Origin of the sequence: Pseudomonas stagnisoli (genome assembly GCF_048595745.1) — a bacterium.
Taxonomy (GTDB): Bacteria; Pseudomonadota; Gammaproteobacteria; order Pseudomonadales; family Pseudomonadaceae; genus Aquipseudomonas; species Aquipseudomonas alcaligenes_A.
Window position 1 is genome coordinate 2038576 of sequence record NZ_CP184361.1, and the last position, 13466, is coordinate 2052041.

At 66.0% G+C, this 13466-nt stretch carries 10 protein-coding genes; 3 read left to right on the forward strand and 7 right to left on the reverse strand.

All coding sequences use genetic code 11. From position 1 onward, the window contains the following. Window positions 1-7: 7 nt before the first annotated feature. Window positions 8-1747 carry an N-acyl-D-amino-acid deacylase family protein gene (locus ACOAPY_RS09825; protein WP_465156509.1) on the reverse strand — a complete coding sequence of 580 codons (1740 nt, stop codon included), beginning with the start codon at window positions 1745-1747 and terminating at the stop codon, window positions 8-10. Window positions 1748-1859: 112 nt separating this feature from the next. Between ACOAPY_RS09825 and ACOAPY_RS09830 the strand changes: the two genes are divergently transcribed. Both ACOAPY_RS09830 and ACOAPY_RS09835 read left to right on the forward strand, forming a co-directional pair. Beyond that, a complete protein-coding gene (locus tag ACOAPY_RS09830) occupies window positions 1860-2867 on the forward strand; it encodes an AraC family transcriptional regulator (RefSeq protein ID WP_465156511.1) in 1008 nt (335 codons plus the stop codon). A 41-nt stretch (window positions 2868-2908) separates the two neighbouring features. Continuing rightward, entirely contained in the window at window positions 2909-3208 is a 300-nt protein-coding gene (locus ACOAPY_RS09835) for a DUF1883 domain-containing protein (protein WP_021699534.1), read from the forward strand. 13 nt (window positions 3209-3221) lie between these two features. Here the strand turns inward: ACOAPY_RS09835 and ACOAPY_RS09840 are convergent, their stop codons facing one another. The 5 genes from ACOAPY_RS09840 to metH form a co-directional block, all read right to left on the reverse strand. Further along, entirely contained in the window at window positions 3222-4487 is a 1266-nt protein-coding gene (locus tag ACOAPY_RS09840; RefSeq protein ID WP_465156513.1) for a diguanylate cyclase domain-containing protein, read from the reverse strand. 84 nt (window positions 4488-4571) lie between these two features. Continuing rightward, a complete protein-coding gene (locus ACOAPY_RS09845) occupies window positions 4572-5225 on the reverse strand; it encodes an ion channel (protein WP_465156515.1) in 654 nt (217 codons plus the stop codon). A 60-nt stretch (window positions 5226-5285) separates the two neighbouring features. Continuing rightward, a complete protein-coding gene (locus ACOAPY_RS09850; protein WP_465156762.1) occupies window positions 5286-5807 on the reverse strand; it encodes an AAA family ATPase in 522 nt (173 codons plus the stop codon). Continuing rightward, window positions 5804-6367: a nicotinamide riboside transporter PnuC gene (gene pnuC, locus ACOAPY_RS09855; protein ID WP_465156517.1), complete on the reverse strand. Its 564-nt coding sequence runs from the start codon at window positions 6365-6367 to the stop codon at window positions 5804-5806. Before pnuC ends, ACOAPY_RS09850 begins: the two co-directional genes overlap by 4 nt. Before the next feature lie 40 nt (window positions 6368-6407). Continuing rightward, window positions 6408-10118: a methionine synthase gene (gene metH / locus ACOAPY_RS09860; RefSeq protein ID WP_465156519.1), complete on the reverse strand. Its 3711-nt coding sequence runs from the start codon at window positions 10116-10118 to the stop codon at window positions 6408-6410. Between the two features lie 156 nt (window positions 10119-10274). On the opposite strand from metH, the gene ACOAPY_RS09865 reads away from it, so the two are divergent. After that, complete coding sequence (locus ACOAPY_RS09865) at window positions 10275-12551, forward strand: fatty acid cis/trans isomerase (RefSeq protein ID WP_465156522.1); 2277 nt, start codon at window positions 10275-10277, stop codon at window positions 12549-12551. A 114-nt stretch (window positions 12552-12665) separates the two neighbouring features. On the opposite strand, the gene ACOAPY_RS09870 is transcribed toward ACOAPY_RS09865, so the two are convergent. Beyond that, window positions 12666-13454, reverse strand: coding sequence for an outer membrane protein OmpK (locus tag ACOAPY_RS09870; RefSeq protein WP_465156524.1), 789 nt, complete (start codon window positions 13452-13454; stop codon window positions 12666-12668). Between the last annotated feature and the right edge of the window lie 12 nt (window positions 13455-13466).

Sequence of the window (13466 nt, forward strand, 5' to 3'; positions counted from 1 at the left end):
AGCCGTCTCAGCGGGCCGCGAGAAACTGGCCGAAGCCGCTCTGCCGCCCCAACTCCGGCGCGATCTGCTCGTCATCCACTGCCAGCTTGCCGTTGATCAGCACATGGCTGACGCAGCCGGGGTTGCGGCAGACCATGCGCGGGATGCCGAAGCCCTGCATCTGGTCCCAGTGCTCCTGCTCCAGGTTCTGACGCAGGCCGGCAGGGTCGAGCACCACCAGGTCGGCGCGGTCGCCGACGCGGATATAGCCGGCGCCGATGCCCAGCCAGTCGGCCTGCTCGCCGGTCAGGCGATGCACGGCCTGCTCCAGGCTCATCACCGGGCGCCCCTCGTCGTGGCTGTCCTGCACCAGCTTGAGGAAGCGCAGTGGCAGGTTATAGAAGGCCATGTTGCGAATATGCGCGCCGGCATCGGAGAAGGTGATCAGGGTGTTCGGGCTGCGCACCATCTCGCGCAATTTGTCCTGGCGGTGGTTGCCGATCACGGTGAACCAGCGCAGCTGACGGCCGTACTGCACCACCATGTCGAGGAATAGGTCGACCACGTGCAGGCCGCGCTCGCGCGCGACCTCGGCGAAGTTGCGGCCGACCAGCGAGGCATCCGGGCAGCCGAGGATTACCGCGTCGCCGAAGTCGCGCTGCCACACCCGTGGCGACAGCTTGTCGGCGTAGAAGCGGCGGAAGGTGCGGCGGTACTGCTCGTCCTGCAGCAACTGGTTGCGTTCGAGCTGGTCCTTGACGTCGAGGGCCATTTCGCCGGCGCCGAATTCCTCGAACAGCACGATGTCCATGCCGTCGGCGTAGATGGCAAAGGGCGTGGGCAGCAGCTGCCAGCGGAAGTCGCCGCCCAGGCGGTTGGTCAGCCAGGCGGAGAAGCGCGCCAGCAAGGCCAGGCTGCGGTTGCCCTTGAGGTCGAGCAGGGAGATCAGCGTGGTCTTCAGCGGCTTGCGCAGCAGGCCGATGGCCTCGCCGATGTACTGGGTGATCTGCAGCGGATTGGCCGCGTTCGGCGCGCCCTGGTGCACCCGTCCGCGCCGGCGCAGCAGGCGGTTGAGGCGGCGCACCTCGCGCCAGCGCGCGTAGGTGCTGGGCAGGCTCTTCGACCATTCGCGGTCGCCGTCGATCTTGTCCCACTTCAGGCACATGGTGGAGAGGCCGAGGAAGCCGCAGTCCAGTGCCTCCTCCAGCAGCGCTTCCATGCGCTGCAGCTCGTCTTCGCTCGGCGTTACCTGGCGGTCGGTGGCGCGGTGCAGGCCCATTACCGCCACGCGCAGGTCGCTGTGGCCGAGGAAGCTGATCAGGTTGGGGCCCAGTGGATGGCGGTCGATGAACGCGCGCCATTGCGCGGGACTGCTCCAGCTCTTGTGCTGATGCAGGATGGGCAGCACCTTCTCGCGTGGCACCGTTTCGACCCGGGTGAAGATGTCGGAGGCATCCTCGGCTGCGCTGCACACCATGCTCAGCGAGCAACTGCCGACCAGCACCGTGGTCACGCCGTGGCGCACCGACTCGCTGAGGCTGGGTGCGACGATCAGTTCGGCGTCGTAGTGGGTGTGGGTGTCGAGAAAGCCCGGGGTGATCCATTTGCCCTGCACGTCGATCACCTGCCCGGCCAGGGCCGGGTCGAGCGGCTCGGCGCTGACCAGGGCGATACGCCCGTCCTTGATGGCCAGGCTGCGGATGGCGGAGGGCGCGCAACTGCCGTCGAAATAGCGGCCACCCTGCAGGATCAGGTCGTACTGAGCCATGAATCACCTCGGATTGTTCTTGTTGTGGACCGAGAGTAGGCGCGGAAGCGGCGCCTGACTTGTCATGACACGACAGTCGCGGCATTGTCGACTTAAACGGCGGAGGCTGAACATGACCATTCGCTACGAAGTGCGCAGCGCGGCGCTCACCGGCCTGCCGGCCGAGGTGGCGAGCCTGGGCGGTGATCTCGATGCGTTGCTCGCTGGCGTCGGTCTCAGCCGTGCGGCGCTGGACGACGGCGACTGCCTGATCGGCATCGAGCAGCTGACCCGCCTGCTGCACGAGGCCGCCGTGCGCCTGCACTGCCCTGACCTGGGCCTGCGCGTGGCGCGTCACCAGGGTGTGGAAATGCTCGGCCTGCTCGGTCGCCTGCTGGCGGGCGAGCCGGATCTGCAGGCGGCCTTTCTCGCTGCCCAGCGTTACCTGGCCCTGCACAACAAGGCCGAGCATTGGCGCCTGCTGCCGCTGGAGGGCCGCGTGCAGGTGCGGCGCATTGAGCACTTCTTTGCTGTGGAGGGCGCCCAGCAGTACCGCGAGATGGCCATCGGCGCCTGCGCGCGACTGGTCCGTGCGATGGGCGGCGCCGACCTGCGCCCGTTGCGTGTGGAGTTCAGTCATAGCCCGGTGGCAGCGCCGGCGCGCTACCGCCAACACCTGGGCTGCGAGGTACTTTTCGACCAGGAGTTCGATGGCCTGGTGTATGACGCGGCGATCCTGCGGCGCCCGGTGTGCGCCCTCGGCGGCGAGGACGCCGGCTACCTGCGCGAGCGACTGGACGGGCTGCAGGACAGCCTGGAGCTGCAGGTGCGCAGCCTGATCATGCAGACGCTGGGCATGCGCCAGCATTCGCTGGGGCACATCGCCGAGCTGCTCGGGCTGCATCCGCGCACGCTGCAGCGTCGGCTGGCGGCCGAGGGGCTCAGTTTCAAGCCGCTGGTGCATCGGGTAAAGATGGACCTGGCTGGCTGGCACGTGCAGGCTTCCAGCATGCCGCTGACCCTGCTCGCTGACGTGCTTGGCTACGCCGACCAGGCGGCCTTCAGCAAGGCTTTCCGCGAAGCTTACGGCATGCCGCCTTTGGCCTGGCGGCGGCTTCATCGGCCCGCGGCGACCGGGTGACGGGCAACGTGCTATCGTGCGCGCTTTTTGCGGAGGCCCCGATGAAGTTCATTCACCAGCGCGAACACCTGGAAGAGGGCGATACGGTGGTCATCCACTGCTCGCAGCCGTGCAACATCCGCCTGATGAGCGATGCCAACTTCCGCAGCTTCAAAAATGGTGGTCGCCATACTTACCACGGCGGCGCCTTCGACAAGTTCCCGGCGCGGATCAAGGTGCCCAGCGACGGTTTCTGGAACATCACCCTGGATACCGTGACCCGCCGCGCCGCCAGCCTGACGCGCAAGCCGCAGATGGAGTACACGATCAAGTTCGTGCGCAGCAAGCGCGTCGGTATCTGATCGCGCCTGGCTTTCAGCCCAGGCCGGCCGGCTGGGCCAGGCGATACTGATTGTCGCCGCTGCGTTTGGCTTCATACATCGCCAGGTCGGCGAGATGGATCAGGCGGTCTTTGCTCTGCGCGTGATCGGGGAACATGGCGATGCCCAGGCTGGCCCCGACCTGTTGCGGGCCTTGTTCCAGCCGCACCGGCGGTGTCAGCGCGGCCAGCAGCTTGCCGGCGACGGCACGGGCTTCGTCGTGCGGCGAGCGTTCGACTGACAGGCTCTCGAGAATCGCGACGAATTCGTCACCACCCAGGCGCGCCACGCTGTCCGAGCCGCGCAGGGCCTCGCGCAGGCGCCTGGCCATGTGCTGCAGCACCTGATCGCCGGCGGCATGGCCGAGCCGGTCGTTGATCGCCTTGAAGCCATTGAGGTCGATGAATACCAGGGCGATACGCGTGCCTGCGCGCCGAGCCCGCTCCAGCGCGCGATCCAGTTGCTCCTCGAAAACCAGGCGATTGGGCAGGCCGGTCAGCGCATCGTGATGGGCCAGGCGGTGCATCTGGCTGGCCCAGGCCTTCTCCTCGGTGATGTCGCGGACCACGCCCATCATCTTCACCGGTATGCCGTGGTCGTCCTTGATGATGTTGCCGGTCTCGCGCAGCCAGTGCAGGCTGCCGTCCGGCCAGATCACCCGGTATTCCTCGTCGTGGTTCTCGCCCGTCTCGATGCAGCGCATTTCGCCGTTGCGCACCTGCTCGCGGTCGTCCGGATGCACGCTCTGGCAGAACAGCTCGTAGCTGGGCGTCACCTCGCCGACGCGGTAGCCGAACATGCCGTAGATCGCATCGGACCAGTACAGGCGGTTGGTGTCGATGTCCCAATCCCAGGTGCCGATGCGGGCGAAGTACTGGCTGCGCTGGTAGCGCTCGGCCTCGGCCAGCACCGGGCGCAGCAGGAAAAGCCTCCGGGTGCCGGGAACAGGGCAGACGTGCAGCATGCGTGACTGCCCGTCACCCCCGCAGACCCGCAGGCTGCGTGCTTCCCCTTGCAGGGCCTCGGCGGGCAGCAGGTCCAGTACGCGGAGTTTGAGCAGCGACTGGCCGGCCCGCCCCAGGAGGTGCGTGGCGGCTTGGTTGTGCCAGGCCACGTGTCCGCGGCTACCGATCTGCAGCACGCCATGATCCTGCTGCTCAAGTAACTCGCGGTATTGCTTGAGCAGGCGGCGGTGGTGGTGCAGGCGGACGGCGAGAATGCTGCCCAGCAACAGGGCTAGTAGGGCAATGAGGAAAGCCAAAGCTGATCCATCAGACAGAAACTCAAGTTGCCGGCATTATGCCTCAACCCGCTATGCATTTTTCTGACGGCCGCTATCGGGCGTTCAGCGCTTCGATACGGACATGGCGATAAGGCGCGACACGACCAATGCGAGGTACATCACGCCGGCGAATTCTTCGATCATCACCAGCGAGCGGGCCACCGGCGTCAGCGGGATGATGTCGCCCAGGCCAACACCCGAGAGCGTGGTGAAACTGAGGAATAGCAGCTCCATCCAGCTGCGTGCGGCCTCCGGGTTGATGGCCGCGGCAAAGCTACCCGGGGCCAGCAGCTGGCACAGTGCAAAGAGGTGGGCAAAGGCCCAGGCCAGCACGGTGAAGGTGGCTCCGACGGCGTAGAGTTCATCGGTACTGGCATGGTCATCGGCGCTCATGTAGGCGATCAGGCTGGCCGCTGCGTAGAAGTAGAAGGCGGCCTCCAGCAGCGCAATCAGTCCCTCCAGTGCGCGGCTGGTGATCAGGATGTCGAGCAGGGTCAGGGCCACGACCAAGGTGGCCAGAAGCGCTGCCACCCAAGTCTGTATCGGGCTGCGTTTGACCACGTGCAGGGCCATGCCCAGCACCAGCAAGCCGAAGGCGCCGAACAGGGCGCGGCCGATCGGCGTGGCCTCCATCCAGGGGTAGAGCAGCACGCCGAGCAACTGCACAAACAGCAGGCCGGCTGAGGGGTGGCGGCGGATGTAGGTGATGGGCGACATGGACTGGCGGCGGTTCCCTGGGAATGGATGAAGCAGTGTAGGCGGCGCGTTGCCGACCTTTCAGCCGATCAGCCGAGCCACCTGCTCGATGACTCGCGCCTCGCGCTGCAACCAATCGCCGTGAACGGCCACCCAGTGCCGCGCGTGCCGCTGGAGCCAGTCGGCGCAGTCCTGATGAAAACGCAGGCGCTCGGCCAGGTCGGGCTGGCAACGCTGGCCGTCGCCCTGCCATGCGACGCCTTCGGGCGAGAGCAGCAGGTGCAGGTCGTAGTGGCGCTCCAGCAGCGCCGGCTCTAGCCAGTCCGGGCAGGCGCCGAACAGGGTCTGGCTCCAGAGGATGTTGCTGAGCAGGTGGGTGTCGAGGATCAGCAGTCCGGGCGCCTGGGCGCGTGCGGCGTCTTCCCATTCGAGCTGGCCACGGGCAATGGCGGGAATATCGGCCAGGCAGGTTTCCCTCTGTTCCTGGTCGATAAAGTGGCGCACATACTCGCCCACCACCAGCCCGCCGAAGCGCTGCTGTAGGCGCTCGGCAAGAAAGGTCTTTCCGCTCGACTCAGGGCCGGTCAGCACCACCACCTTCATGCGAGCGCTGTCCGCGAGGCGCGCCATTCGCGCAGGCCGAGCACAGCCAGGGCGGTGAACACGCCGTACAGGCCGGCGGTCAGCCAGTACTCCTGGAAAGCGAAGAAGCCGACATAGAGCACGTCGACCACGATCCACAGCACCCAGCACTGCCAGCGCTTGAGCGCCATCCACAGCTGGGCCAGCAGGCTGAAGGCGGTGAGCAGGGCGTCCGGCCAGGGGTAGACCGCCTCGGTCAGGCGCTGCATGGCCAGGCCCAACGCCAGGCCGAGCAGCAGGGCGGCGCCCAGGCCGATCAGTACCTCGTTGCGGCCGGCCGTGCTGACCGGCCGCCGCCCGCTGTCATCCACGCCCTGGCGCCATTGCCACCAGCCGTACACTTGCATGGCGGCGAATACGCCGTGCAGCAACACCGCCGAATAGAGGCGGGCATCGAAGAAGAACCAGGCGTAGAGCAGCACCATCAGCAGGCCGATGGGCCAGCACAGCGGGTTCTGCCGCACGGTCAGCCAGACGGAGGTGATGCCGAGGGCAGAGGCGATGATTTCCAGGGGTGTCATTTCGGTAACCAGAAGGGGCGCCGGAGCACCCCTTGCTTCATCAGCTGTCGTAACCCAGGTTCGGCGCCAGCCAGCGCTCGGTCACGGCCAGTTCCTGGCCCTTGCGCTTGCTGTAGCACTGCACCTGATCCTGGTCGACCTTGCCGACGGCGAAGTACTGGGCCTCGGGGTGGGCGAAGTACCAGCCGGAGACGGCGGCGGCCGGGAACATGGCGTAGTGCTCGGTGAGGAACACGCCGCTCTTGCCGGCCTTGTTGTAGTCCGCCTCGGGATCGAGCAGTTTGAACAGGGTGGCCTTCTCGGTGTGGTCCGGGCAGGCCGGGTAGCCGGGGGCCGGGCGGATGCCGACGTATTGCTCGCGGATCAGCGCCTCGTTGTCCAGCGTTTCGTCCTTGGCGTAGCCCCAGTAGTCCTTGCGCACACGTTCGTGCAGCCACTCGGCGCAGGCCTCGGCCAGGCGGTCGGCCAGGGCCTTGACCATGATCGAGCTGTAGTCGTCACCCTTGGCCTCGTAGGCCTTGGCCACTTCCTCGGCGCCGATGCCGGCGGTGGTGATAAAGCCGCCCACGTAGTCGGTTACACCGCTTTCCTTCGGGGCGACAAAGTCGGCCAGCGACAGGTTGGGCTTGCTGTCGGCCTTGATGCCCTGCTGGCGCAGGTGGTGCAGGGTGGCCAGGGGCTGGCCCTCACCGCCGTAGACTTCGATGTCGTCGTGGCGCACCTGGTTGGCCGGCCAGAAACCAAAGACCGCACGGGCCTTGATCAGCTTCTCGCTGATGAGCTTCTCCAGCATCGCCTGAGCGTCGTTGAACAGGCTGGTGGCGGCCTCGCCGACCACCTCGTCGGTGAGGATGCGCGGGTATTTCCCGGCCAGGTCCCAGGAGATGAAGAAGGGCGTCCAGTCGATGTACTGGGCCAGTTCGCGCAGGTCGATGTCGTCCAGCACCTTGACGCCGGTGAAGCTCGGTTTGGGCGCGACGTAGCCGCTCCAGTCGAAGTCCGGTTTGTTGGCGATGGCCTCGGCGTAGGACAGGCGCTCTGTGCGTGAGGCACGCGCGGCGGTGCGCTCGCGGACCACGGCGTAGTCCTCGCGGGTATTGCGCACGAACTCGGCTTTCAGCTCCTTGGACAGCAGGCTGGTGGCCACGCCCACGGCGCGCGAAGCATCGGTGACGTAGACCACCGCGTCGTTGCTGTACTGCGGGTCGATCTTCACCGCCGTGTGCGCCTTGGAGGTGGTGGCGCCGCCGATCATCAGCGGCAGGTTGAAGCCCTGGCGCTGCATCTCCTTGGCGACGTGGACCATCTCGTCCAGCGACGGGGTGATCAGGCCGGACAGGCCGATGATGTCGCACTTCTCGTCGCGCGCGGTCTGCAGAATCTTCTCCGCCGGCACCATCACGCCGAGGTCGACGATGTCGTAGCCATTACAGCCGAGCACCACGCCGACGATGTTCTTGCCGATGTCGTGCACGTCGCCCTTCACGGTGGCCATGAGGATCTTGCCCTTGGCTTCCGGCTTGTCGCCTTTTTCCGCCTCGATGAAGGGGATCAGGTGGGCCACGGCCTGCTTCATCACGCGGGCGGATTTCACCACCTGGGGCAGGAACATCTTGCCGGCGCCGAACAGGTCGCCGACCACGTTCATGCCGCTCATCAGCGGGCCTTCGATCACCTCGATGGGGCGCGCGCACTGCTGGCGGCACTCCTCGGTGTCCTCGACGATAAAGGCGGTGATGCCCTTGACCAGCGCGTGTTCCAGGCGCTTGGCCACCGGCAGCGAGCGCCATTCCTCGTCCTCGGCTTCCTTCACCGCACCGCCGCCGCGGTAGTTGTCGGCGATGGCCAGCAGGGCATCGGTGCCGCCCGGCGTGCGGTTGAGCACCACGTCCTCGACCTTGTCGCGCAGCTCCTTGGGAATCTCGTCGTAGATCTCCAGCTGGCCGGCGTTGACGATGCCCATGGACAGGCCGTTCTGGATGGCGTGGAAGAGGAACACCGAGTGGATCGCCTCGCGCACCGGGTTGTTGCCACGGAACGAGAAGGACACGTTGGATACGCCGCCCGAACTCAGGGCATACGGCAGCTCGTCACGGATGTAGGCGCAGGCCTCGATGAAGTCCACCGCGTAGTTATTGTGCTCCTCGATACCGGTGGCGACGGCGAAGATGTTCGGGTCGAAGATGATGTCTTCCGGCGGGAAGCCGACTTCGTTGACCAGGATGTCGTAGCTGCGCTTGCAGATTTCCTTCTTGCGCGCGGCGGTGTCGGCCTGGCCGACCTCGTCGAAGGCCATCACCACCACCGCGGCGCCGTAGCGCTTGCACAGCTTGGCGTGGTGCTTGAACTGCTCGACGCCTTCCTTCATGGAGATCGAGTTGACGATGCCCTTGCCCTGGATGCACTTGAGGCCCGCCTCGATCACCTCCCACTTGGAGGAGTCGATCATGATCGGCACGCGCGAGATGTCTGGCTCGGAGGCGATCAGGTTGAGGAACTTCACCATGGCGGCCTGCGAGTCGAGCATGCCTTCGTCCATGTTGATGTCGATCACCTGGGCGCCGGCTTCCACCTGCTGCAGGGCGACTTCCAGCGCCTCGGTGTAGTTCTCCTCGCGGATCAGCCGGGCGAACTTGGCCGAACCGGTGATGTTGGTGCGCTCGCCGACGTTCACGAACAGCGAGTTGCGGTCGATGGTGAAGGGCTCCAGGCCGGACAGGCGGCAGGCCTTGGGGATGTCCGGAATCACCCGTGGCGGGTACTTGGCCACGGCCTCGGCGATCGCCTGGATATGTGGCGGGGTGGTGCCGCAGCAGCCGCCGATGATGTTGAGCAGGCCCGATGCGGCGAACTCCTCGACCACCTCGGCCATCTGCGCCGGGGTCTCGTCGTATTCGCCGAAGGCATTAGGCAGGCCGGCGTTGGGGTGGGCGGACACATGGGTGCCGGCCTTGGCCGCGAGTTCGGCCAGGTACGGGCGCAGTTCCTTGGCGCCGAGGGCACAGTTAAGGCCCACGGAGATCGGCTTGGCGTGCGCCACCGAGTTCCAGAAGGCCTCGGTGGTCTGCCCGGACAGGGTGCGGCCGGAGGCATCGGTGATGGTGCCGGAAATCATGATCGGCAGTTCGACGCCGTCCTCCTCGAACACCTGCTGCACGGCAAAGATCGCCGCCTTGGCGTTCAGGGTATCGAAGATGGTCTCGATCAGGATCAGGTCGGCGCCGCCCTCGATCAGGCCACGGGTGGCCTCGGTGTAGTTCTCCACCAGCTCGTCGAAGGTGACGTTGCGGTAGCCCGGGTCGTTGACGTCCGGGGAGATCGAGCAGGTGCGACTCGTGGGACCGAGGACGCCGGCGACGAAACGCGGACGGTCCGGGGTTTCCAGGGTCTTGGCGTCGGCCACCTGGCGGGCGACGCGGGCGCCCTCGACGTTCAGCTCGTAGGCCAGCGCCTCCATGCCGTAGTCGGCCTGGGATACGCGGGTGGCGTTGAAGGTGTTGGTTTCCAGGATGTCGGCGCCGGCATCCAGGTAGGCGCGCTCGATCTCGGCGATGACCTGCGGCTTGCTCAGCAGCAGCAGGTCGTTGTTGCCTTTGACGTCGCTCGGCCAGTCGGCGAAACGCGCGCCACGGTAGTCGGCCTCTTCCAGCTTGTAGCTCTGGATCATGGTGCCCATACCGCCGTCGAGGATCAGGATGCGTTCTTTCAGGGCTTGCGAAAGGGCCTGGAGGCGGGCGCTGCGGTCGGACATGGAGACTACCTGGGGTGAGCGTGTAGAAAGGCCGTGGATGATAGCAAAGCTGCATGGCTCTCAGACGCTGGAGCGATCTGCATGAAAATGGCTCATGTTGGGCTGTTTCGTTGTGCCGGTCGTACAATGCCGGATCGCCGCATAAGGATTTTGCCCATGCTCCGTCGTTTTCTCGCGCCACTGGCGCTGCTGTGCGCGCCTGTGTTCGCTGCCGAGCCGGTCTCCTACAGCCGTGATGTGCAACCGATCCTCAGCCACAAGTGCGTGGCCTGCCACGCCTGCTACGACTCGCCTTGCCAGCTCAATCTGGGCAGCGGTGAAGGCGTGCAGCGCGGTGCCAGCAGGCTTCCGGTATACGACGGCGTGCGCACCAAGGCCCAGGCCACCACACGCCTGTACCTCGACGCGCATGGTGAGGCGGCGTGGCGCGCCAAGGGCTTTCATTCGGTGCTGGATCCGCAGGCCGGCCAGGCGGCGCTGATCGCGCGCATGCTGGAGCTGGGGCGCAATAATCCACCGGTGCCGAATGCCAAGCTGCCGGCGGACCTGGATATTTCCATCGGCCGCGACAACCAGTGCCCACTGCCGGGCGAGTTCGAGGCCTATGCGAAGAAGTTCGCCCACGCCGGCATGCCCTTTGCCGTCACCGGCCTCAGTGACGCCGAGTACGCCACCCTGCAGCGCTGGGTGAAGCAGGGCGCCCCGGTAGAGCAGCAGACGCTGCAGGCCACTGCCATGGAGCAGAAGCAGATCGCCGAGTGGGAGCGCTTCCTCAATGCGCCCGGCGCGCGCGAGAGCCTGGTCAATCGCTGGCTGTTCGAACACCTGTTCCTCGCCCACCTGTACTTCGAGGGTGGCGAGCCGGGGCATTTCTTCCAGCTGGTGCGTTCGCGCACGCCCAGCGGCCAGCCGATCGACCCGATCGCCACACGCCGGCCCAAAGATGACCCGGGCACCGAGGTGTACTACCGGCTGTGGCCGATCCAGGGCGTCATCGTGCACAAGACCCATATCACCTATCCGCTTAGCGCGAAGAAGCTGGAGCGGGTGCGCGAGCTGTTCTACGCCAGCGACTGGACGGTGGATGCGGTACCTGGTTACGGCGCGCAGCGGCGCGCCAACCCCTTCGAGACCTTCCAGGCGATTCCTGCCGAGGCGCGCTACCAGTTCATGCTGGATAACGCCGAGTACTTCGTGCGCACCTTTATCCGTGGGCCGGTGTGCCGCGGGCAGATCGCCACCGACGTGATCCGCGACAACTTCTGGGCGGTGTTCCAGGACCCGCGCCACGATCTCTACATCACCGATGCCGGCTACCGCGCCGAGGCCACGCCGCTGCTGGCCATGCCTGGTCAGTTCGATGAGATCGGCGACCTGCTGGGGCTGTGGAAGGCCTACCGGGACAAGCGCAACCAGTATGAGGAGCTGCGCCGCGACACCTATGCCGAAGCGACGCCACCCAGCTGGTCGCACCTGTGGGCCGGCAACGACAATGCGCTGCTGTCGATCTACCGCCATCACGACAGCGCCATGGTGCGCAAGGGCCTGATCGGCGAAATCCCGCAGACCCTGTGGCTGTTGGACTACCCGCTGTTCGAGCGCACCTATTACCAGCTGGTGGTCAATTTCGACGTGTTCGGTAATGTTGCCCACCAGGCGCAGACGCGCCTGTACTTCGACCTGATCCGCAACGGCGCCGAGCTGAACTTCCTCCGCCTGTTGCCGCCGCAGTCGCGCCAGGCCTACCTGGATGACTGGTATCAGAACAGCGGCAAGCTGAAGATGTGGCTGGACTACACCGAGGCCGATGTCGACACGCCGAGTGCCATGCGGCTGCCGGAGCTGGGGGCCAAGGGCGCGTTCGCCCGCTCGCTGCTGGAGCGTTACGACACGCTCAACGCACGCCCCGACCCGATCAACCGCTGCACCGGCGCCGAGTGCCACAGAACCGGCTTGCCAGCCGATCTGGAGGATGCCGAGCAGGCCCTGAGCCGCCTGACCGGGCGCCCGGCCGGTGGGCTCAAGGTAATCGACCAGTTGCCCGAGGCGACGCTGCTGCGTGTCGAGCGCGCCGACGGCCAGCGCGAGGTCTACAGCCTGCTGCGCAACCGCGCGCACAGCAACGTGGCCTTCATGGCCGGCGAGTCGCTGCGCTATCAGCCGGGGCTGGATACCCTGACGGTCTACCCGGGCGTGCTGACCAGCTACCCGAACTTCATGTTCAGCCTCAGGGCTGACGAGGTGCCGGAGTTCGTCTCGCAGCTGGAGCAGGCCCGCGACCCGGCTGCCTTCGACAAGGTGGTGGCGCGCTGGGGCATCCGCCGCAGCCATCCGCAGTTCTGGCACTACTTCCATGACCTGTCGGCCTATATCCAGGAGACCGAACCGGTGGAGGCGGGCGTGCTGGACATGAACCGCTACCAGAACCTCTGAGGTGCACCACCTAGGTCGGCTGCAACCCGCGCTGCGGCTCTCGTGGGTTGCCCCCTGTACCGAGCGCCCATGAAAAAGCCCGCCGAATGGCGGACTTTTTTTCAGCGGTGGCGCTTAGAAATGCGCCTTGGCCAGCAGGCTGATGGCGCTCTGGTCGGTGCCGCCTAGGATCTCCGAACCGACGAAACCGTTGTCGTCGATGCCGTACTTGTCGCTCCAGTAGTCGTACTCGACGCCCACGTAGAAGCGCTTGCCCCAGCCCATGGCCTTGGCCAGGTCGTACTTGATCTGCGGGTTGAAGTGCAGGTTGGCGTGGTAGCTGTCGTCGTTGTCCACCACCCAGTCCATGAAACCGTCGATCACCAGGTCCGAGTCGCCCACCGGGATGGTGTAGCTCCACACCGGGGTGATCTGCCAGACGTTGTCACCGTCGCGGCGGCCATCGGTGGTGCGCAGGTAGGTGTTGAGCTGGAAGTAGTCGAAACCGGGGATGTTCAGGTCCACGGCCGGGCCGAGCAGGTAGGACTCGACATCGTCCTCGCCGAACTCGTAGGTGGCCGCCAGCAGCACGTCCTTGATCGGGCCGAACGACAGGTCGGCACCGCTGATCTTGCCCAGCGACAGGCGCGGACTGATCTCGCCATAGAAGGTGTGGCCGTCACCGGCGCCGTTGGTGGCTTCGGTGTTGTACTTGATGCCATCGACGAAGACGAACAGGTCGCCGAAGCTCCAGCCACTGGCGTGCTCGAAGGTGACGGTCTGCTGCTTGGGCGGGTCGACTTTGAAGTCGATGCCGTTGAGGTAGGTCAGGCTGTTGTCCTGCCATTGCAGCAGGTCGGCGGCCAGTGCCTGGCCGCTTGCGAGGGTGGCGGCCAGGCTCAGGCCGAGGGCGAAACGGGACATCTACAACTCCGG